This is a genomic window from Lederbergia sp. NSJ-179 (genome assembly GCF_022867885.1).
GTDB lineage: Bacteria > Bacillota > Bacilli > Bacillales > Bacillaceae_C > Lederbergia.
In genome coordinates this window covers 1-22,354 of record NZ_JALIFP010000051.1, presented here as the reverse complement: position 1 = coordinate 22,354, position 22,354 = coordinate 1, and the positions used below count along the sequence as shown (strand labels likewise).

Annotated in this window: 14 protein-coding genes; 1 reads left to right on the top strand and 13 read right to left on the bottom strand. The window is 37.6% G+C overall.

Annotation, left to right across the window (positions count from 1 at the left end; translation table 11 throughout):
• Positions 1-312: 312 nt before the first annotated feature.
• From MUB24_RS21225 to MUB24_RS21195, 7 genes are all read right to left on the bottom strand, one after another.
• Positions 313-1,710, bottom strand: coding sequence for a sulfatase family protein (locus MUB24_RS21225; RefSeq protein ID WP_244707526.1), 1,398 nt, complete (start codon positions 1,708-1,710; stop codon positions 313-315).
• Between the two features lie 609 nt (positions 1,711-2,319).
• Positions 2,320-3,522: a TIGR02679 domain-containing protein gene (locus tag MUB24_RS23560; protein WP_244707525.1), complete on the bottom strand. Its 1,203-nt coding sequence runs from the start codon at positions 3,520-3,522 to the stop codon at positions 2,320-2,322.
• Between the two features lie 105 nt (positions 3,523-3,627).
• Positions 3,628-7,788, bottom strand: coding sequence for a TIGR02680 family protein (locus tag MUB24_RS21215; protein ID WP_244707524.1), 4,161 nt, complete (start codon positions 7,786-7,788; stop codon positions 3,628-3,630).
• Positions 7,785-9,002, bottom strand: coding sequence for a TIGR02678 family protein (locus MUB24_RS21210; RefSeq protein ID WP_244707523.1), 1,218 nt, complete (start codon positions 9,000-9,002; stop codon positions 7,785-7,787). The genes MUB24_RS21215 and MUB24_RS21210 overlap by 4 nt, the downstream gene beginning before the upstream one ends.
• A 3-nt stretch (positions 9,003-9,005) precedes the next feature.
• Positions 9,006-10,514: a TIGR02677 family protein gene (locus MUB24_RS21205; RefSeq protein WP_244707522.1), complete on the bottom strand. Its 1,509-nt coding sequence runs from the start codon at positions 10,512-10,514 to the stop codon at positions 9,006-9,008.
• Positions 10,515-10,875: 361 nt separating this feature from the next.
• The gene (locus tag MUB24_RS21200; RefSeq protein ID WP_244707521.1) at positions 10,876-12,273 is read right to left on the bottom strand and encodes a DUF1565 domain-containing protein; all 1,398 of its coding nucleotides are present in this window, start codon (positions 12,271-12,273) and stop codon (positions 10,876-10,878) included.
• 327 nt (positions 12,274-12,600) lie between these two features.
• Positions 12,601-14,520 (bottom strand): stage V sporulation protein D, encoded by a 1,920-nt coding sequence (locus tag MUB24_RS21195; RefSeq protein ID WP_244707520.1) that lies wholly within the window; start codon positions 14,518-14,520, stop codon positions 12,601-12,603.
• 475 nt (positions 14,521-14,995) lie between these two features.
• Between MUB24_RS21195 and MUB24_RS21190 the strand changes: the two genes are divergently transcribed.
• The gene (locus MUB24_RS21190) at positions 14,996-15,784 is read left to right on the top strand and encodes a TerC family protein (RefSeq protein WP_244707519.1); all 789 of its coding nucleotides are present in this window, start codon (positions 14,996-14,998) and stop codon (positions 15,782-15,784) included.
• Between the two features lie 266 nt (positions 15,785-16,050).
• Here MUB24_RS21190 and rhaM read toward each other — a convergent pair whose 3' ends face one another.
• The 6 genes from rhaM to MUB24_RS21160 form a co-directional block, all read right to left on the bottom strand.
• Positions 16,051-16,365 carry an L-rhamnose mutarotase gene (gene rhaM / locus MUB24_RS21185; protein WP_244707518.1) on the bottom strand — a complete coding sequence of 105 codons (315 nt, stop codon included), beginning with the start codon at positions 16,363-16,365 and terminating at the stop codon, positions 16,051-16,053.
• A gap of 531 nt (positions 16,366-16,896) precedes the next feature.
• Positions 16,897-18,216 (bottom strand): RNA polymerase factor sigma-54, encoded by a 1,320-nt coding sequence (gene rpoN, locus MUB24_RS21180; protein ID WP_244707517.1) that lies wholly within the window; start codon positions 18,214-18,216, stop codon positions 16,897-16,899.
• A 976-nt stretch (positions 18,217-19,192) separates the two neighbouring features.
• A complete protein-coding gene (locus MUB24_RS21175; RefSeq protein ID WP_244707516.1) occupies positions 19,193-19,465 on the bottom strand; it encodes an HPr family phosphocarrier protein in 273 nt (90 codons plus the stop codon).
• Between the two features lie 48 nt (positions 19,466-19,513).
• On the bottom strand, positions 19,514-20,605 hold the full coding sequence (locus tag MUB24_RS21170) for an SIS domain-containing protein (protein WP_244707515.1): 1,092 nt from the start codon (positions 20,603-20,605) through the stop codon (positions 19,514-19,516).
• A gap of 43 nt (positions 20,606-20,648) precedes the next feature.
• Positions 20,649-21,461, bottom strand: a complete 813-nt coding sequence (locus MUB24_RS21165; protein WP_244707514.1) for a PTS system mannose/fructose/sorbose family transporter subunit IID — start codon at positions 21,459-21,461, stop codon at positions 20,649-20,651.
• Complete coding sequence (locus MUB24_RS21160) at positions 21,445-22,215, bottom strand: PTS mannose/fructose/sorbose/N-acetylgalactosamine transporter subunit IIC (protein ID WP_244707513.1); 771 nt, start codon at positions 22,213-22,215, stop codon at positions 21,445-21,447. The genes MUB24_RS21165 and MUB24_RS21160 overlap by 17 nt, the downstream gene beginning before the upstream one ends.
• Between the last annotated feature and the right edge of the window lie 139 nt (positions 22,216-22,354).

The window sequence follows — 22,354 nt, the reverse complement described above, 5'->3', positions numbered from 1 at the left end:
ATATGTTGTGTGCTGTCATTATTTATAAAACACTGTCATAAGAGCAATGATCGGTTGCCTTTATGACAGTGGGCTTTTCAGAAAAAATTTTGCGTGGTAGGTGTAGCGCGGAATATGGGTTAAACAGTCCTCTTCTTTCTCAAATATAAAAAGCTGCTAGATCGTTGAAGATAAATCCTCACAATCCAACAACTTTTTCACAGGCGGGGAAATAATAATTAGCGAGCTGGAAATACGAAATAGTACCATTCGTTTATTGGATAATACATTTAATGACCTTAGCTCAAGTTGAAGTTCACTCAAATCCTCATTTTACTCATGATCCCCGACTTTTTCCTTCAATCGATATAACTCTTTTTTTAACGTGTCGACTGTTTCAGCATATCCGGGGTCATCGTAAACGTTATTCATTTCAAATGGGTCTGTTTCTAAATCAAATAATTCCCATTCTGGAGTTCTTGATTCATCAACCGTGTTTGATGCGCCCAACGACTCACCATAGTAATAGATAAGTTTAAATCGCTCTGTGCGTACACCGTAGTGAGAGACAACCTTATGCGGTTCGCTGAGATGCTCCCAATAACGGTAATAAAGGGATGTTTGCCAATCATCGGGAGTACGCTCTTCCATAACCGGACGCAAACTTGTACCTTGCATAAAATCGGGGATATCGATTCCTGCGTAATCTAGAAAGGTTTCGGCAAAATCAACATTCAAAGCAAAATCACTCGTTTTCGTCCCGGTCTTAATGGCTTTTGGATAACGGACGATAAATGGCATTCTTAGCGATTCTTCATACATAAATCGTTTATCATACCAACCATGGTCGCCAAGGAAAAACCCTTGATCTGAAGTATAGATGACCATTGTGTTTTCCGTGAGCCCTTCTTCATCTAAATAATTCAGCATTCTTCCGACGTTATCATCAATGGAAGCCACTACCCTTAAATAGTCTTTGATATAACGTTGGTATTTCCAACCTTTCAACTCCTCAGGAGACAAGTTTTCGGGTGGGTCTACTTTTAAGTCGGTTTTATTAAAATCTCGATCCACACGCATGGTGGCCTCTTTAGCCGCATTTGAACGGTTAGAATAATCATCATGAAACGTTTCTGGTTCCGGTATATCCACATCTTCATACATCCTAGCATGCTTTTCGTCGGGCTCCCACGGACGGTGTGGCGCTTTATGATGACACATGAGCATAAATGGCTTGTCCTTTGCTCGATTCTTCAACCAATCTAGTGAAAGATCTGTGATAATGTCTGTTACATAGCCGTTATATTTTTTTCTTTCACCCATTTCAATCATATCAGGATCATGATAATCACCTTGGCCTGGTAGGACATTCCAATAATCAAATCCTGTTGGATTATGGATGTCTTCATGCCCAAGATGCCATTTTCCCACAAGTGCAGTCTGATACCCATTTTCCCGCATGATTTTCTGCACATTTGGTCTGCGCCCATCGAGGTTATCCCCAAGCGTTTTGACCCCATTTTTATGATTATACTCTCCAGTCAAAATAGCCGCCCGGCTTGGTGCACAAATGGAGTTCGTACAAAAACAATTATCAAATCGCATACCTTCATTGGCGATACGATCAAGATTGGGTGTTTCATTGATTTTACTGTCATAACAGCTCATAGCATGTGCGGCATGATCATCACTCATAATAAACAAAATATTTGGTTGTACATTCTTTCCCATTTTTTCATCTCCCCTATCTGATAATTTAAATTCACCAGTGAATGATTGATTATTCAAAATATGTATCTTGAGCTTGCCTCAATTACTTGAACCCAATCCGAGAGCGATTTCAAAAAAACAGATATCATGATCCAGTCCAATTTTAACTTGTGATTCACCTTCTTTAGGCATACACTCAAGCTCTGGGTTTATCCCTACATTAATGATTCAATCCTCTTACATTTCCCCTTACCAAACATAGAAAAAAGGAAAACTGAATTTTCCTTTCGATCTTATCATTTATCATACACCATAAACATATAAAAGAAGCTCAGCTTGTGATTAATTTATTAATTTCGCTCGAGCATTGGGCTAGAAAGGGAATGTTTAGTATTTCTTCCCCAAAGTTCAGCATTTCCCATGAAATGTTCAGCATTTACTTCCCAAAGTTCAGCAATTCCCTGAAATGTTCAGCGTTACTTCCCAAAGTTCAGCATTCCCCATGAAAGTTCAGCAATTCCTTAAACCGTAAGAAGGGGCGGTCCAGAAAGTTGTTATTTCGACCTTTGGATGCTCCTTTTCTAGAAATGTTCATTTAAGGAAATGCCACTTGAAGCTTGCATAATCGTGTTACTCATTTACCTTCTTCAAATCCTCCACGATCTTCAGTAACATTTTTTCTTGATACCCACTTTGCTTTATTTCCTTGATTTCGTCAATAAGGGGTTGTAATGCTGGATCATCTATACTGTTTAATTGCTTTAATCTTCTTGCAGAAATGGGCTCTTGCGATAATGCCATATGATAATGATTCACATCATAGTGCCAATAGTGTAAACTGTCGCCGTAACGTTTTCTCAGTTTATAGGCCATCAAGATTCCCTCTGGATCAAAGTCACCACTATAATAGATCGCCCCGCCATTTTTGACAAATGCATCCAGAAATTTCAAGGTTGCAATTTTGAATTGTCCGTTTCCAGATATGATGGTTTCATTAATATCATATCTTAAGAGTTCACTCACAACATGTGAAGCTACGCTGGAATTTTCGATCATGAAGAGGCGGTTTTTACCCGAAGCGGATGTGACACTGCCCAATTTAACTATTTCTTTTAATGGTAGATGGAAAAACGCCTTTTCCTGAACCGCTCCGTACAGGAGCCTATTCTCGTTTCCATTTTTATTTTTACCTGATGCATGAAATACAGACACAAAATTTAATAAGTCATCTGTCATGATGTTAAACTCATATAATAACTCCGCTCTCTCCTCTGCATTCAATTCTTTGATTTCCCAATCGCTCTCTAGCGAATGGATAATTTGCAATGCATAGATGAACAATTTGCCTTCGTTTTCATTGGCGTCAAAAGCATGTGGATTTCCTGTTGCATTGGACGAGAAAACGGCTAGGTACTCGTAGCTTGCTAACGGAAATAATGCAAATGCTTGATTTAAATGTCCCATCGCTTTAGTTAAGGCCGCACGTTCATGATTGTACATTTGATAAAAGCGATTGTGCTTCGTTCCTCTTATCCAATCAATCAGTGCGATAAAAAGCGGAGAGCGGGCGCCTCTTTCCAGGTTGTCAAAATAGGCCTTCCTTTCTGTTAGGAAAAGCCGTTCTTCCTCTCGATGACTTACTAATGGCTCGCCATGATAAGCTTCTAAGATATCCTGAAACGAAACAGATTCCAGCGTTTTACCATACTTTGTTTTCAAAATGGCTTTTTCCATTTTTTCTGCTGTTAATTTGATCGATTTACTTTTAGAATAATCCTTTCCAAGAAAACCAGATAGGGCCCGTTTTTCTTCCGGGGTCGGGTTATTTAACACAACAGAAATTCCCTTTTCGACACGTTCATAGCTTTTATACTTTTTTATAAAAAGAGAGAAAAGGCGGTCAAACCCTTTTCTCGTTTGAAAACATTCGTCAATTCATTAAGAAGTAACAACCAGCTCTTCCTCCCTTTCCAATTGCAATTGCTCTGTTCTGACTTTTTTCTTTCCGTTCCAGTAATACGAATCAATCAATACATGAGGTCGGTTTTCCGGACGACTCAATTCATAAATATTGAGTGATGGAACAGACGCATAGCATCCCCATAACGATTGAGAATTGAGAATATAGTTGAAATTCAATTTGCGGATATACTCGAACATGATATTAATATTATCATCATCCACGCGGGAAAATGCTTCATCCAGCGTGAAGATGCGTGGACAATCCTCACTTGCTTCAGAATACTTCGCATACAATGCAGCAAGTACGGGTGTGATCATTGCTAAAACGCGTTGTCCGCCACTTAATTCTCCATAGGTGTTTCTTGTTAACTTCTTTTCTTTGTCATTTTTCTTCGTAAAGTAAATTTCAAACTCAAACCATTTGCGGTAATCAAGTTCTTCACGCATGATTTCTTTTAAATTATATTCTTTATGGGACTGTCTTTCGTGCCTGCGTCTGGCTATTTTGATTTTGGAACGAAAATGGCTGCTGATTTCATCGACATCAATCCATTGGCTATCCCTTTTTAATGCTTCTACCAGTTTCAAGGTATCTAATTGGTCTTCATTTTCTCTTTTCTTTGGTTTCCAGGCAAGGCGGAACTTGATCAAATTCTCGTGCTCCATAAATTTATTCATCTCTTTTTCCCAGTGCTGTACATAGGTAATCTTTCTCCGGATTGTATCACCTAATGTGTTGACCAGGATTCGTTCATACAAGTCGCGATCTTTCTCATTTATATCCCTGTCCAAGCGTGTGACGCGCTCTGTCAAATGTTTGACCGCATAGGTTGGCGGAACACGTTCTCCATCGACATTCAGCGTGACGATAATGCGCGACATTTGCTCATTCATTAAATTTAATGTTGCATTTTTTTGATCATCTTCTGTCTCAAAGGTTGGCAAATAATCAGATTTCATTGTTTGCATTTCCAATTCATAATGGAATAATTCAATGTTTTGCGTATTAAAGGTATGGGTCAATCTATTTTTTGCCTTCTCAATTTCGTCTCTTTTCTTGTCGATCATCGATCCGTGCTGCTTTTCAATTTCTTTGGCCACCTCCAGGTAATCGGAAGGATCATTTTCAGCGATCAAGTAACCCAGTTTATAATGGGCCTGAAATTCGTTCTCCCACGCTTCATAGACCACTGTCTTAAAGGGAATTTCATTTTCCATTTGGTAGGCAATGAATTGTTCTCCAGTCTCAATATCACGACCAAGATTGGTTTTTTCCGTCAATAAATCATTTAATTGTTCCGGAATGGTTGTATTGATTTCCTGGGTAAGCTCGGTAATTCTTTTGCGAATGTCTTCTGAGCCCATTTCCTTTAATCGGTTTTCGTAGGTGGAAATTCTCTCTTTCGCCTTGTCTTGTTTGGATTCATTGTCCCGGATATCGGATTGGATTTCATCTTCTTGTATTTCATATTCCATGCAACGCCCCGTATAGTCTGAAAAACTTGCTTTCGCATTCATCTTCTTGGTAAAGGACACTTCCATATCTTGCAAGCATTGCATATAGTCCTGTTGATTCCGTCGTTCCCTCTCGAATGCTTCAATCGTTAGATCAAGTTCCGTAAAATCCAGTTTTGCCTTCATTTGTACGAGCAGTTTCTTGCTCTCCTCATTTACTTCACTATATTCATCGCTCAATTTCTTTCTGGATGGTTCATAGATTTCTGTAATAGTCTGTTGTTCTGTATTTATTTTTGTGTATAAATCAGATAAGTGAGCTAAAGACGGGAAGGATTCGTATTCTGTTTCCATTTTTGCCTGCTCTTCTTTTGTTTGCGCAAGTTGAATTTGCTGAGCATCTATTTGTTCAGCTTTTAGATCCCGTGCTTCTTTCAGACTGAGAATTTTTTTCTGTCGGTACATTTCTCTGGCGGCTTTCCCAATAAACAATGAATCTTCTTGTTGGGAGGCCTTCCCTGTTACAAGACCATTTTTAAAAGAACCATTTTCTAAAATATAGGTTCCGTTTTTTTCCTTCACTGAAATGGAGGTGAGGACCTTTTCCCATTGCGCTTCTTTACTTGCTCTTAGTACAGTTGATAAATTCCTTTCTTGTGCATCTCCATATTCCAGGACAGTTGTATATTGTTTTGCAATGCCTACATCTTCCGGTTTCACGATGACCGCCTGCAGGATGCCGGATTCTATTAATGCATTTTGGTAGAGGAGTGCCTCGTCAGGTTCGATCGTTTCATGAAATTCAAATGCTTCGTAAAAAGTCACATAGTCAATGCCGGCTGCTGTGAGCTCGTCCCAAGCCTTTCGTTTCTTTTCAACAAAGCCGGGTTCTATCTCTTGTTTAGTTTCCCATTCGATAATCTCATTTTCTATCTTTGCTTTTTCTGCTTCCAGGAGACTAATTTGATGGGAAATTGCTATCTTCCTCGTTTGGTTTTCTTCTTTTCGTTGTTGATAGAACGTTTCTAACGGACCTAGGTAGGCTGCTTTTGACAAACGGTCAAAGACATCATCTATCGATTCAATTAAACGATCTTTCGTTTCCCCATCCACTTGTAAATACACCGCATGATCGGCCCATTGCTGCACGGCTTCTACTACGTGAATAATCTCTTCATCTATTTTATCTTTGCAATCCGTAATGATGGTTTGCGAGGCGTCAATCTTCATTTGGATGTCACCTAAATCATTATCAATCCGGCCAAGTTTATCCCTTAGCTTTTCATACTTTTCCAATTCCAATTTCATGGTTGTGAGGAATTGACCATATTTTTTTACTTCTTCTTTCCATGCAAAGAATGAATAAGTGGGATCGTTTTGATTGGCGATGAAATGTGTCATGAACGGATGATGCTTGGCGAAATCCATTTCTTCTGTAATGCTGTCGAGTTCCTGGAGAAAATCTTTACATTCCTTTTCGAATCTGTAAAGATCTGCTTCATATTCATCTTTTTTCTTTTGTGCCTCATGCTTTCGTTTGATCGTATTATCCAGTTTTTCATTTAAAGCTTGCAGTGTTCTCGTGAATGCGGAAAAATCTTTTTCTGCTTCCTGCTTGCGTCCTTCAATCTCCTCGATATCTTTTACACCAAGTGAATGTAATTCTTCCTTTTTTACCTCTAGTTGATTGGACAGTTTTGTGCGGCTTGAGTCGATTTCTTTCAGTCGCTCATTCTGTTTCTTTACTTCTCTTTCTGTTTGGGCGATGTCAGCTTTCAACTTATTTAGAGACTTCTGCGCTTTTCTATATTCCGTTGCCTTTTCAACTAATGCTATTTGGTTGTATTTGACAAAAACATCATTGAGTCTTTCCATTGATTTCAAGTCGCGCTTCGTATCTTGCAAATCCTTTTCAATGCGGTCAATGGATTCAATAGAGTCCGTTAATGGGCGTAATTCACTTTCTGTTAACTGCGGAAGGGAATCATTGATCACCTCGGCCACGCCTTCAGGTCTATTTTTATCACTTAGCTTTGGACTTCTGATTTGAATTAATAAATCAATCAATCCCATAAAACTTTCCAATGTATCAAACCCAAATAAATGCTTGTTTACTTTGTCGGCGTAGTCTTTTCTGTCTGTGTAAATTCTTCCACAACGATTCTCTGTTTCAATGAGATGACGAAGCTGGTTTTCATTTAGCGGCAGCTTCTTCAAACTTCCCTCGATGATTTCTTCTTTGTAAAGCTTGAGAAATCCTTCCCCGTTACCAAAGCGTTTGCCATCAACGATGAAATACCAGACTTTGTTTTGTGCTTTGCCTCTCCTTGCTTCGATGCCCATACCAATTGTTTTGTATACTTCGGCGTTTTCCTTTTTAAATTCCAAAAGAATATACCCGATTCGTTCATGAATCCCCAATAAGCCTTCTTCACCTAATACGGTATCTGTGATATTTCGTTCCCTGCCACCAAAGGGATCGAGCTTATGACTCCGTACGTCCCCATCCAGTAAGACGGTGATTAAACTTTGAGTCGTCACCGATTTACCACTGCCATTATGACCGCGAAGTACTCCACAGCCATTTTTAAAATAAAATTCCTGATCCGGATAATACCAGAAGCTGAATAATTTCGCACGGTACATTTGCCATTTGTTTACTGTTTGCAGTGTTTCGCTCATGTTCGCTTCTCCTTCTCTTCCTTATGATAGTTCCCAACTATGCGAAAAAGCCCTTCTTTTAATGTCACTGTTTTATCATCTTTTATTTCTGCAAAATTCCAGTTTACTAGATATTCCGTAACGACATTCCGCAATTGTTCGGATGACATTTGCTTAAAGCTTTTGGACCAGAAACGGGAGTCGTTTTCTTTTAAATTAGTGAGAATTTGCTGTATTTCATTATTGGATATATCGATCTGATTCGTAAATGAAAATTCGTAGTCTACTTGATTCTCCAGTATATATCCGGCAAACCGAAGGATAAGATTTGAACGCATATTTTCGGCAGGGTGCAGTACTTCACCTGTAGAAACAATCGTTTTCCTCAATATCGAGTTATGCTTATAGCGTTCGTACTCATAGCCTGTATATTTTTCGATGTTGCTTTCGATCTTATGGTAGTATCGTTTCACATAATCTTGTTCATCTTCCGTTATTTCATGATGATAAACAATCGGTTCTAGAAATAAACGCCGATAAAAGCGATGTTTTCCATCGATATATTCAGTGTTTTCGTTGTCCAAAAAAGCATGAAAATCGTCATAATGGTTCCAGGCAAATAAATCTTTGAAGTTGCGAATAAAATAGGAAACATATGGCGTTCGTTCAAATAATACGTCATGTTCTGCATCGGCTGCAAAGTCTTCTAGATATTGATCCACATCGACAATCAACTTCATCTTCAACATATATTTCAAGACGCGGATTAATGAAAGTCGATTTTCATAACCCGAACCTTCTTTCCAAATGATCGTTACATGTTCTTTTGAATCTGATTGTGGATAATATGCCTGTATTGCCTCACATATATTTTGCAACGAAAATTGGTCGTCTCTTCCTTTGCCTTCGATAAATGCCAGTATACAAAACAAAAAGACAAAGTCGCGCTGCCGTTTGAATGTGGTCTGGCTTTTTACTGTTTTATTTCCCATCCAGTTATACATTTTAACAGGGATTTTCTCCAATTTTACCAATTCATGGGTAATGATCAACCGGTAACGAAATGTGTCGCGGAAAAATGCTTTAATCTCTGCTTCATTGTCTTTGATGAGATAATATAATTCTTCATCATCCTCTCTCGTAATCCAGAATCGTTCGATTAATAGCCTGATGCACCGCTGCACTTCTTCCTTGATTGGCTTTTTACTAGCTTCATACTCTATCTGTTCCAACATTGCTTACACCTCAAAACTAATGACATAATCATCCATTGTTAAAATTCCCTCGGTTGTATGTACTGTTACCATTTGGTCACTATGTTTCTCAATGCTATACTTCACACCGTTGTCCGTCCTACCGTGTTTGGTATTTGTAGAGTTAGCCTTGCTGATCCAATTCAAAATCGCATATAAAATAAAGTTTTCGATTCTTTCGACTTCGCCCAACACAACTCTGCCTCTTTGTGTGAAGGCATTCAGTTGCTGCTCCTCATAGGCCTTCTGCAGCCTTAGTTCTGCCAATAATTGTTTATCTTCCTCACTCGGTTCAATTACAGCGATTTGTTTTTTCTTTCTAATGCCAGCGGTTTTGACATTTTGTAGGGGCTTGACTTCTGGTCCTTGTTCGATAATCGTTTCGTCTGCATATAGTTCCTGATTTCGTTCGGAAAAGAAATGGGGCGGGTTTTCAATATTGGTGATTGCGCCAAACATTTTTACGCAGTGATCAAAGTTCTCTTCTTCCTCAAACAGTTGGGCTAAATGCAGAAATTCATGTTTTCTACTCTTCATTTGTTGTTCGCGTTCGGTAAGTTGTTCCAGAAATTTCATGAATTTACTAATCGTTTCATTGGTCTGTTTTAGTAAATAGTCGACATACCGTTCCCCGTGTTCATCTTGAACAAACCATTTTTGAATCCCGCTCCACTGCATTCGATAGATTTCTGCCATCTCTTCATCTTTGATTTCTTCTTCAAGATTCGGTTTGTCCTTTTGATAGATAATGAGTTCTTGAATGGCTCGATCGACCAGGCCTTTATTTCGGATATCTTTCAACGCATATTCAATGATAAGTGTGTTATTTTGCAGGGATATAATGAAATCTGTCAAATAGCTCGTGAATTTGACTCTGAACGCACTAATATCTTTACTTTGCATCGCTTCTTCAATGTTTCTGCTCTGAATAATCCCTAAATAATCGGATGCCTCTTCCCTTAATGTCTTAAATCTTTTGAAAATATCTGTCCAAAGTTCATTAAATTCGGCACGTTCCTCTTTTGTTAAGGCTTTTGATAAGTCCATTTTTTGAAATTGCAACACAAGCGCAGCCAAAGAACTGACCATTTTCGAATCTAGGGAACCTTTTATTCGATGGATTTGCCCATCCAGCTTTTCCAGCATTCGTTCGATTTCGATTGTTTCATCGGTACATTGATAACGCAACCTGCTTCGATTGTAGTCCTGGATTTTGCTTACCCGGGCATTATCGGCATGAGAAACGACATTTCCCCATTCCTCCAACTGTTTTAAGTCCTCATCCAGTTGTTTCTCTGTGTAATTTCCAAACAAATTCAGGGAGTCATGCTCAATTATATGGTTGTAAATATCACTCGTTAGGGCAGGAGGACCATAATAGTACTCATGTTGCTGGTATAAGTAATGAATGATACTTGTATATCTTCTAAAATTGGGTTCTGATAAGTATTTTGCCTTGACAAAGGGAGTTAACATCCGTTGCTCCAACTTCATTTTAAGCACCTCTCTTGACGAAAATTATAACATACACACGATTGGAAAGTTCAGCATTTTTCTACCAAGTTCAACCAATACTATTTGTCCACACCAACTAGAGCAGCAACCAACATGCCACCCTTTAAGATAAAATGATCTTTGTATTCAGAGCTAGAGATTCTTTCTAAAAGTCACTCCAACATATAGTTTCTTAGAAGTATTTGTCCGTTTAATTCCTTTTCCTTTGCTAGTTTTTTTTATTAAGGCCTTAATTTGGGTTGAACTATACATAATAAAATCTCCATGTAACTTCTGACGATTTTTTGAACCCGTAACTCTTTCGCATATTCTAACAACAAAGACATATTTCCAAAAGTAATTATTCTATAATATCTTTTGCAGGTGAATCCTTTTTCAATCTAAAATCATATTTGTTTTCATTTTCAAATTTCGGGTTTATATAACTAGATTTCGCATCACTTTTTGAAGCGATTTTGAATTCAGGAAAAGACATGTATTCTTCCTCCTTCCATACCCAGATACCCGTTTTTCCTTTTTCTTTATGGAAGATATTCTTTTGCAGTTTATTGGCTTGATTGGTTGTAAAATAGTTGGTAATAAATAGGCGAGAGGGTCCAGTGGTCAAAATGTTTTTTTCGATCACATTGTTTTTTGTATCATGCTGTAATAATAGCTGTCCCCCATCTAGTCCCTTCGTATCATTTCGATAAAGGATATTATGAGAGATTGTAGAATTAATCGTGCCTCCCCGTTTTTCATCATACCCGCCAATCGATATTCCCGTGTAAAAATTGTTATAAATAATATTGTCTCTAATGTTCATATAATCAGCATATTTTCCCTTATGCTCAGAGGTTGCTTCAATTCCGATATCGCAGTTATATATAGTATTCTTTTCAATGGTAATATTTTTTCCGCCATCTACGTAAATTCCACCAGCAGAATAATCTTCCCCATAGGCTGGATTGCCGTACGAGGATATTTCATACACTTTATTTTTTTTAACCGTACCATTTCGCACATAGTCTGCTTTCTTATTTGAAGATGTACCTTCATACCCAATCAGGTCAATACCGATATTATCGTTGCGGCGAACTAGGTTATTTTCCACCTTAAAGCCATCAATATTTCCATTAAGTACAAGAGCCTCACTAGAACCAAGTTTCAAATCTTCCACCGTATTATTCAGAATATGTATGTCTTTCATTGGGCCAGTTCCGTATACTGCAATACCATGGCCATTCCCATCTTTTACATGAGTTTCAATTCGCTGCACATGGTTATTTTCTAATGTAATATGACGGCTCGAGCCTGTTACAAAAATTCCCATTACTGTTTCATCTGTTAATTCAGTTGTTAAATCCTGAATCGTTAATCCACTAATCGTAATATAGTTTTTATTGTTGATCGAAACTAAGGAAGTATCCCCTTCTACATCCTTTAGACTCTCTCCACTAAGGACAACCTGCTCCTTATTGTAGGCCTTAAAAATAATGGGTTTCGTTTTTGTACCACTATGTTTAACGACCAACTTTTCATTATAGATCCCTTTTCGTATAAGGACGGTCGTCCCCGCTTTTGCTTCTGCAGAGGCTTTTTTTAGTGTGCGAAACGGGTTGGATTTTGTACCATCATTTTGGTCATTTCCATTGACAGCTACATATATAAAATGATCTTGTTCAGCATTCGTATGATGTAAGATAAAAATAATCACGACAACAGCTGCAGCCAAGAGAAGAAAAATCGCTTTTTTCATTTCATCATTCCTTCTTAAAAATAATTCATAACTCCCATCATACACTGAGGTGAATGAAAAAACTATTCCCTGACTGGGATACCTGGAGCGAAACCCGGCTACATACCAAGCAAAAAAGAAATTCCATTTGTTTAACCTGATGATAAAATAAGAAGGGGCTGTCCGAAAAGTGGAAGTGCCCTCAAGTGCAATAATCAGGAATGTTGATAAATCAAGGTTTTGAAACATGGAAAGGGGCATCCAAAAGTCGAAAACACGACTATCTGGACAGCCCCTTCTTGATTAAGTTTTCTACTATTCTTCAAGATTTTCTTTTGTCAATGTTGTTTACTTGTTGCCCAATAATAAACGGATAGTTGCCCCCGATTTTACCTTTGAACCTGCCTTGGGTATTTGATTCAATACCATCTCTCCTTCACCGGTTGCATCAATTTTTAAGTCATAAAAGCTTTGATAAATATCTTTCTTACTTTTTCCAATTAGATTAGGTACAGCAATAAACTCCTCATCTAACAAAGTTGTCTCCTTTTCTATTTGATCTTGGCGTTTCTTTACACCCATCGAACTCAAGCTATCCTCAATAATTGTGCCAACTATAGGTGCAGCAACGACCCCGCCAAATTGCAATGTATCTTTAGGATTATCTATAGCCACGTAAACAACAATTTGCGGATCATCGGCAGGGGCAAAACCAAGGAAAGATACGATATAGTTGTTCTTAAGATATTTTCCATCCACAACCTTTTGGGCTGTTCCCGTTTTACCTCCCACACGATAACCTTCAACATACGCATTCTTCCCCGTTCCTTTAGCAACGACATTTTCTAAAGCATAACGAACTTGCTTTGAGGTCTCCTCTGATATAACCCTTTGTTTTAAATGCGGGGAATTTCTAATCGCAACTTCTTTCGTTTTCGGGTCTATCCATTCTTTTGCAATATAAGGCTTATAAAGATAACCACCATTTATAGCTGCTGAAACAGCAGTCACTTGTTGAATTGGGGTGACTGACACACCTTGACCAAAAGCTGTCGTAGCGAGTTCTACTGGCCCAACACGCTCCAACGGAAATAATATGCCTGTTCCTTCTCCTTGTAGATCGATTCCCGTTTTCTTCCCAAATCCAAACTTGTCAATGTAAGAAAATAACTTTTCCTTTCCTAGGCGTTGTCCCAACAATACAAACCCAGGATTACTCGAGTTTTGTACCCCTTCGAGAAATGTTTGCTGCCCGTGTCCACCTTTTTTCCAAGAACGGATTTTCTGTCCCTCGACCATGATATAACCTGGATCAAAAAAAGTATCCTCTTCTAAATCCACAACTTTCTCTTCAAGAGCAGAAGCTAACGTAATAATCTTAAAAGTCGATCCCGGTTCATACTGACTCCAAATCGGGCGGTTTTGGTTGTAAATTTCTGCAGAATAATCCTTATAACTTGCAGGATTAAAGTTAGGACGATTCGACATTGCCAATATCTCTCCTGTATTGGGGTTCATTGCAATCGCAAGCGCTCCATCAGGATTATACTTTGCTACGGCATGATCCAATTCTCTTTCAACAATGGATTGTACTTTACTATCAACTGTTAATTTTAAATCCAACCCGGCTTTTGGTGGATCATATTCATCACTTAAAGAAGATATTTTATTTCCCTTTGCATCAGAATAGAGAGAAACTCTCCCTTTTTCTCCACTTAAATTTTCATTATAAAAAAGTTCCAGGCCCATCAATCCTTGATTATCTATTCCTGTGAACCCAAGCACATGGGAAAGATTATTTCCAAATGGATAATGTCGCTTATAATCCTCTCCAATGAACACTCCGGGAATATTCAATTTCTTGATTTGTTTAGCCTTCTCATTTGAAATTTTTCTTCCATCTGGTTGAATTCGAACGATAGATTCGTCTTTCGTAACCTGCCGATAGATTTCTTCCTTGTTACCTTTAAGGATTGAATGAAGTTCTTCGGCCGTTTTGACAGGATCTTTAATTTGCCGTGGAATCACATAAACAGTAGGAGCACTTAAGTTTTGTACAAGAGATACTCCATTCCGATCCACTATTTCCCCTCGTTTCCCTTCAAAAGGAATATCACGACTCCATAATTCCAGCGCCCTATCACTCAGCGAACCGCCAAGAATGAACTGAAGGTATCCCAACCGTATTCCAATTACAAACATAATCACAAATCCAGCTATTAACACAACTATTAATCTCTTACGGACAGTTACATTTGAAACACGCAATCGTCTACCCCCTAAAAAAAGCTACGTGTTCCATGTTTATGCTTGTACTCTTCATGTTAGACATCTTAAAAAGATGTAAATAGGATTAGAAAATCGTTCAATAGGATTCTCTTCTTTCAGAACTGCGAAAACAAAAAAAGCGTAAAAAAAGGTGTAGCTGTCGCATTTGCCATTGTTATTCCTCAAACCATACTGCCACAATTTAGCGGAATGCTAGTTAATCAATACATCAAAAACTTCAAAAACTGATTGACAAATGATACATTGAATGATATTCTTTTTATAATTCAAAGGGGAGTAGCTTTAACGGTAAAGTCGTCAATTCAGAGTATTAATCATGCTCTCGGCTTTACGGGCAACTTTAATTGTTGTTAGCAAGACCTTTGCCAATTTGGTAAAGGTCTTTTATCTTTTAGAGGCTTTTACCATTCATTGGTAAAAGCCTCTATTTTTGTATCAGAAAGGAGATTTCTACTTGGAATCATTATGGATTCAATACGGTTGGACTTTATTCATTCTCATTGGATTAGAGGGAATCTTATCTGCTGACAACGCACTTGTTATGGCAGTAATCGCTAAACACTTGCCAGAAGAACGGAAAAAGAAAGCCATTAATTACGGGATTTTGGGCGCCTTTCTTTTCCGTTTCTTAGCCCTATTCGCTATCTCTTTTATTGCTAATGTATGGCAAGTGCAAGCGATTGGTGCAGCTTATTTAATTTATTTAGGTTTAAAACATGTCATTTCGGACTTCTTTGGTTCTTCAAAAGATAAAGAAGAGGTCAAGGAAGATTCTGCTGGTAAAGGTTTCTGGCCTACTGTAGTCAAAATTGGATTAGCGGACCTTGCCTTTGCTATTGATTCTATCCTTGCAGCGGTCGCACTTGCGATTGTTCTTCCCGGGACGCCACTACCACAATTTGGCGGAATGGATGGCGGACAGTTCTTAATTGTTGTATTAGCAGGGATTGCAGGATTGATATTAATCAAATACGCGGCAAACCTATTTGTAAAACTGCTTGCCGATCGACCTGGTCTCGAAACAACCGCTTATCTCATCGTTGCTTGGGTGGGAGTGAAACTTGCGGTTATTACACTCAGTCACGAAAAAGTAGGGATATTGGATGAGCATTTCCCACATAGTACGGGTTGGACAGTTGCTTTCTGGGGAGTCCTTCTAGGAATTGCTGTCATCGGATGGTTTATGTCAGGAAAATCAATCTCACATGAAAAAAAACCATCTCATGGAAACTCATCCTCATAAGAAAACAACTTAACAACAAAATACAAGGATAAGAAAGAGCTGCACGGAAATGAGTAAAAACCTTATTTCCGTGACAGCTCTTTTTAGCATGATTAGATCAGCATGATGACGATTATCTATCCGTGAAACTTTTAATCAGTGGGGGCTAGATTTTTACAGGTATATTTCTTGAGATTCCTAGTTTTTTAGTAATTGCTCTTTCAGCATATTTTGCTGCAAACCTTCTGTTCCCCATTTTCTTCTTCTCCTGAACTGTCATATTTATCCTAATCCATATGAAAAACTTCTGTTAAATCTATCGTAACTGGACTATTATCTGAATTCGTTTCCATAAGCGGTTTCATAAACTCCCACCATTTTTGGTTGATAGCAGTCTCTCTCATCCTGCTCCATTTTTCTTCGTCCTCTATCTCGATGTACCCAAACAACTGATTAGTATCTTTATCTAAAAAGATAGAATAATTCTGTCCTCCATATCGGCGTAATTCCTCGACCATCTCTGGCCAAATTTCATTATGTCTTTTCTGATATTCTTCATGTTTGTCCGCATAAACCTTCATAATAAATCCCTTTCGCTTCATTCCATCACCTTTCCTCTTCTAAATGATTTAAAGATGATAACGATCGCATCAATTTGTTACCTTTATGGTACTGAACACCCAGTTAAAAGTCAACATAAACCAACAATTATATCTTTACTTATTTTTGTTTCGATCCGTTCAACTTGTTTTTATGACTGTAACCATATGATATAAAATAAAAATCTATATTTTTTTATACATTTTTAAGGATGAAAAAAGGTGATTTACAATTAATGGGTCATTTCCTTTTTCGTTTACAAATCAATTTAATCTGATTTTACTATTCGTTAACCGCTTTCTTTCGTGCGATTTAATTCCGAATTGTTAGATAACTCATCTCGAACTTTTGTCATTCATCCAAAATCATGACCATGTATGTTCCACTACTTTCCCCGAGTTTTATGACGCCCAAACCCCTCAATCAGAAGGGATTGCTAGAAATTCAGTTTTACAAATTAAGGTGCTGATAAAAAAGTTTAGAACCTAGGTATACTCTTTTCGGCTGCACCTAAGTTAAAATTGAACCTCTTGTTAAGAGAAATGTTTACGCCGACTTGATGAAAGTATACCTAGTTCTTTTCGATACTTCGTTACGGTTCGACGAGAAATTAAGATGTTAAATTGGTCATGTAAGTAATCAACGATTTTTTGATCCGAAAGAGGATTTTGCTTTTCTTCCTCATCAATAACTTTTTTTATTAAACCTTTGATTTTAGATGAAGACGTATGAGTGCCATCCGACTGTTGGATTTTTGATGTAAATAATTGTTTCATTTCAAATATCCCCTGAGGAGTTTGAATGACTTTATTTTTTATTGTCCGGCTAACGGAAGATTCATGCATATCTATTTCCCTGGCAATTTCTTTTAGAGTAAGAGGATGAAGTTTGGATAATCCATTTTCAAAAAAATCACGTTGTTTCTCTACAAGAACCGTAGCAATTTTCAGCATAGTATTACGACGTTGTTCTATGCTTTTCACTAACCATTTGTATTGATTATATTTTTCATGAAGATATACCGAACATTCATTTTTTTTATTTAACATTTCTTTGTACTGGTCATTTATGTGAATAACAGGAAGGAATTGATCATTAAATGCAATAGTATAATGATCGTTCTGTTTATCGATTATTATATCAGGGATCCAATATATAGTTGGATTAGCATCAATATTTATACAAGGTTTAGGTTGTAGGGTTTGAATACACTGTGCAATTTCGTTTATTTCGTGCAGAGAAACGTTTAATTGTTGGGCAAGTTCTTGCCACTTTTTATTTGCAAACAAATCAATATAATTTTCGATGACCTTCGCTGCTAATTCATTCTCTGGATAAAAAGCTTTTAATTGTAAAAGGAGACATTCTTTAAAGTCCCTTGCTCCAACCCCAACAGGTTCTAGGGATTGTAATCTTTCAATGTTCTTTTCAACAATCTTTTTTTCTACCGCTAGATCATTGGCTGCTTCTTCACTTTCAATCGTTAAATAGCCATTATCATCTACATTAAGAACGAGAAACTCTAAAATTTCTTGTTCACGATCCGAAATGTCGATCCAACGAATCTGTTCTAATAAATAGTCTTGCAAACTTTGCCTTTCTGATAGAACAAATTCTAAAGGATGCTTTGATTCATTCGTGTTTGTCGATTTTTTTCTTGGGTTTTCATATTTTTCATTCATATAGAATTCTTCTATTCGTTCCTCTAATTCTATTAATGGATTTTCTAAAGCTTGTTCTTGTATAAATTGCGCTAATTCCATTGTTGAATATTGCAATAAAGAAATCGCTTGTCTTAATTCAGCCGTCATCACCAAGTTTGTTGTTTGTTTTTGAACCAAACCTAGTTCCATTTTTTATCTCACCTCTCTTAAATCCCTAATATTTCTCTAAATTTTACAATATACTATACAACTTTAAGCTGCTATATACAATATACAACTTTAACCATTGTCTCTCCTGAACTTTATACTAAAGACTGTGAACATAAAGGCTTAGTAAACACCTTATTGTCACAGTCTCAGCTATATCATCTTTATAGAGGATGTTCAAAAAGTCCGGTAAAAATGACACTGCGAATTTCTTCGTTGGCTTGTTTCTCCGCTGCTCATGTATTTAAAAGCATACATTCCGCTGCTCAAAACTGCGCCGCCTCGAACTTCTTGGTCCTTTTTATCCTCCTTTTTGAACACGCCCTTATATAAATGGATTGACCGAAGTTTTTTGCTTTGCAACGTATAATGAAATTCGGGCCCAATTTAGACGAATTTCAATAGAACAGTTTGTAAAAACTAAATTATTTAGAGTTAAATTGAAACAATCTACCCTGCTGATCCATAATTGCAAGCAGACCCTTTTGCCACAATTTGTCAAATAATAATTGGCTATTTAATATGCCTCTAACAATCACAATTTGCATCGAGCTCCACCATAAACGTTCGCCCCAGCTTGCAAGTAATGCGGGAGTACACAAGCATATGATTAAAGGTGACCAGTCCCAAGCTATTCCCAACAAACCTAATGTAGTAAATAGTACTGTTAGAATATATCTTGTAGAAATGACTAATGGAATTACTACATAGAAGGGTAAGGCGATTAGTCCCAGATAGCTTTTAGTAAACCAACTATACATAACAATAAATATCATTGGTAGTAAGATCTGTAAGAAAAACAATATGGAAATGATTTTGCTTCTTTTGAAAGCTTCTTCAAATAGGAATACCCTGTCGTATTTGTATAAAATAATACTTACATTTTTTTTTTAATTTCTTCAACAAGTGATTGGTAGTTGTTAAAGGTACCATAATGAGTCATTTATCAACACCTCTTTTATTCTCCAAAACCACTTTCAATCAACTTAGCCAAGGCTTCAACAGCTTCTATTTCGTCTGTTCCCTCTGCAGTAATCACCGCATCTTCTCCCTGTGTAAGTGACAGAGTAAGAAGAGAAACGATACTTTTTGCATTAATCGTTCTATCTTCTTTACCGGCTTTACAAATAGTAATTTTAGATGCATACTCTTGTGCGCAAGTCACCAATTCCTTCGCGGGACGGGCATGCAAACCTGATTGATTTTTGATCATAACCTTTTTAGAATACACAAATCAACTTCTCCTTCTTTCACAAATTACCATGTTTCCCCTAATAAGTTATGAAGGTTTTACAGGGTTCGCCTTCGTTGGTAAAGCGTCACGAGTGCGAGGATAATTACGAACTTCTAAATCAATCCCTTTGGCTGTATAAAGTAGGTAGGCAAAAAGTTGCAATGGCACGCAGTACTCTAAAGTAGAAAAGTCTGGATCATTCATAAAGTCACCTGCAAGCACATGTTTTGAGTCAACAGTTTCCTGTGCACCAATGGCATAGGAATGTTCATTTTGACTGTTCAAGATTTTGTACAATGCTGTTGCACGATCGTACCCATAACCTTTTGGAGCAATTAAGATTGTATATACATCTGGTTTAACGGAAGCCAATGGACCGTGAAGGAATTCTTCCACTTCAAAACCGAAAAATGTATAACGTACTGTTTCTAAACTTTTTAGAGCACCTTCGATGGCTGTTCCTACATTTGCTCCATATCCTAACATATAGCAGCGTTCACAGTTAACAAGATCTTCTTTATTCGCTTCGAACCAATCTTTTGTTTGTTCTATAATAACATCCAAATTATTAATTGTAGTTGCTGCTCGTTCTTTATAATCCACATACTCTTCTTGGGAAATAGTTCCCAGTTGTTTTGCTGACTCTAGCGCCATCATGTATAAGGTTAATACTGTAGCGGTGTATCCTTTTGTTTTCGGTCCTACGAATTCGCGTCCGCAATCAATCGTCACTTTCCCTTTTGCAATTTGCGTACAAGTGTTATCAAGATATTCAGTCACTACATAGTTATCAAGCCCAAGTTCATTCGCTTTATTTAGGCAATCAATTGTATTGGTGCTTTCACCTTCTTGAGTAACAGCCACAATCAGATCATCCTTACCCAAAATATTTTCGTAATGGGCGAATGAATAAGCTGTCATAGGCGTGACTGGAATTGCTATCATTTTTTCCATAAAGTATTTTGCCGTTACGCAAGCATTATAGGATGTACCAGATGCAACTAAGATGATTCTTTTGTATCCCTTATGAGCAACCTGTTGCGCAAATTCTCCACACAGCGAACTACTATTATTAATGATCCCGATAACTGCGGGTTTGGTTTCATAGATGTAATCAATCATTGTATGTTTAGACATGAATAATTCCTCCTAGAATATATATTAACTTTCAATTTTTCGATTATAAAATACCAGTCGCTTTTCCAAGAATGCCTACTACGACACTCCCCAACATAATCCAATATACATTTACTCCCTTTTTCAATAACCAATAAATAAGAAAAGTAATAGTAAGTGGAAGCAATTTAGGAACAATATCATCTAGTACTTGTTGGATTTCTAATTTAGTATCACCAGACTTAAATACATAGGCGATTTTTATATCTACTAGAGAAGCGATCATTCCTCCGATAACCGTTAGACCCAATATGGTAGCAGCCTTTGTTGCCTTTGCCATACCTCCGCCAGCAACCAAGTTCTGAATAGAATTGGATCCCAATTTATACCCTAACTTAATCCCATAGTATCTAACTAAGAAATTAGGTACGTTGTAAATAAGCAAGAATAGAATGGGACCTAAGATATTACCATCAAGAGCAAAGGAAGTACCAATACCTGCAGCTATAATCCGAAAGGTTCCCCAAAAAAAAGTATCACCGATCCCAGCTAAAGGACTCATCAAAGCAACCTTTACAGAGTTAATGGCCTTTGGATCAAACTCAGGATTTGATGCCGCCTCTTCCTCCATTGCAGTAGCTATACCGAGTATGAAAGGAGAAACTGCAAAAGTAGTGTTATACACTTCGGAATGGCGTAACAAGGCTTCACTACGTCTGTCCTTATCTCTATATAACTTCTTTAATACGGGTATCATCGAATAAGCAAAACCTGGAGCTTGCATCCTGTCCATGCTGTAACATGCTGGTAGAAGAAATGACCTCCAAAAAACTTTCATTAAAATATTCATGCTAATAGTATTAGACTTCGTTGTCATCTAATGCAGCCTCCTTCCCATTAGACTGGTTGTCCGTTGAAAATATAAGTACAGCTATGATTGCACCTATAGCAGCTACCCCTACATTACTCATACCAAGAAACGCTACACAGACAAACCCAAGGAAAAGGTACGGTGCATATTGCTTCGTATAAGTAAGACGCATAAGTAGAGCAAAGCCAAGAGCAGGTAATAATCCAGCAGCTACCTGTATTCCTTCAGTAATAGCTTTAGGGGTGACTTCCACTAGATCTTCAAATAAAGGTCCACCTAACATCATGGCGATAAATGTGATGATGAACGGAAATATAAAGTAGTTAAAAAGGCCTAACCACTGACTCACTCCCATTGCTTTTGTATCTGCTACGGCTGCTTTCTTTCTAGCCCTTTCACTTAGCATATGGTTGAGGGGAACGTATGTCACGTATTTTAAACTTGTTGCAAAAGCTGAAACAGGTAGCGCAAGCGCTAATGCTACCTCTGTACCTGTACCGGATCCAAGAGCGAAAGCGGTACAAAGAGCACTACCAAGGGTTACATCCGGTGGTGCTGAGTGAGCACCGATCCCTACAATCCCCATTGAAAGAAGCTCTATTTGCGCGCCAATGATCATTGCCGTTACAACATCGCCGTATACTAAGCCTACTAAAGTTGACATAATGATGGGGCGCTGGATCATTGTCATTCCTAGTATTCTATTATCAATTTCTCCAATTCCAGCTATGATTGAGACTAGTAATGCTTTTATTATCATTTAGAACCCCCCTTTGTATCATTCGTATTGTCAAAACTTATATAGTAAAAAGTTAATATAACCTTGATTTAAGAGGGCTTATAAAGAAAAAACTTGCCACCCCCTAAAAATCTAAGGATAATTGAGGTTACCAGACCAC

Excerpts from the sequence above, each read along its gene's own strand:
- MUB24_RS21160 (WP_244707513.1), bottom strand. The coding sequence starts at position 22,215 with ATGATAATAAAAGCATTACTAGTCTCAATCATAGCTGGAATTGGAGAA.
- rpoN (WP_244707517.1), bottom strand. The coding sequence starts at position 18,216 with ATGGAACTAGGTTTGGTTCAAAAACAAACAACAAACTTGGTGATGACG.
- MUB24_RS21210 (WP_244707523.1), bottom strand. The coding sequence starts at position 9,002 with ATGTTGGAACAGATAGAGTATGAAGCTAGTAAAAAGCCAATCAAGGAA.
- MUB24_RS21205 (WP_244707522.1), bottom strand. The coding sequence starts at position 10,514 with ATGAAGTTGGAGCAACGGATGTTAACTCCCTTTGTCAAGGCAAAATAC.
- MUB24_RS21225 (WP_244707526.1), bottom strand. The coding sequence starts at position 1,710 with ATGGGAAAGAATGTACAACCAAATATTTTGTTTATTATGAGTGATGAT.
- MUB24_RS21170 (WP_244707515.1), bottom strand. The coding sequence starts at position 20,605 with ATGTCTAAACATACAATGATTGATTACATCTATGAAACCAAACCCGCA.
- MUB24_RS21215 (WP_244707524.1), bottom strand. The coding sequence starts at position 7,788 with ATGAGCGAAACACTGCAAACAGTAAACAAATGGCAAATGTACCGTGCG.
- MUB24_RS21200 (WP_244707521.1), bottom strand. The coding sequence starts at position 12,273 with ATGAAAAAAGCGATTTTTCTTCTCTTGGCTGCAGCTGTTGTCGTGATT.
- rhaM (WP_244707518.1), bottom strand. The coding sequence starts at position 16,365 with ATGAAGCGAAAGGGATTTATTATGAAGGTTTATGCGGACAAACATGAA.
- MUB24_RS21165 (WP_244707514.1), bottom strand. The coding sequence starts at position 21,461 with ATGACAACGAAGTCTAATACTATTAGCATGAATATTTTAATGAAAGTT.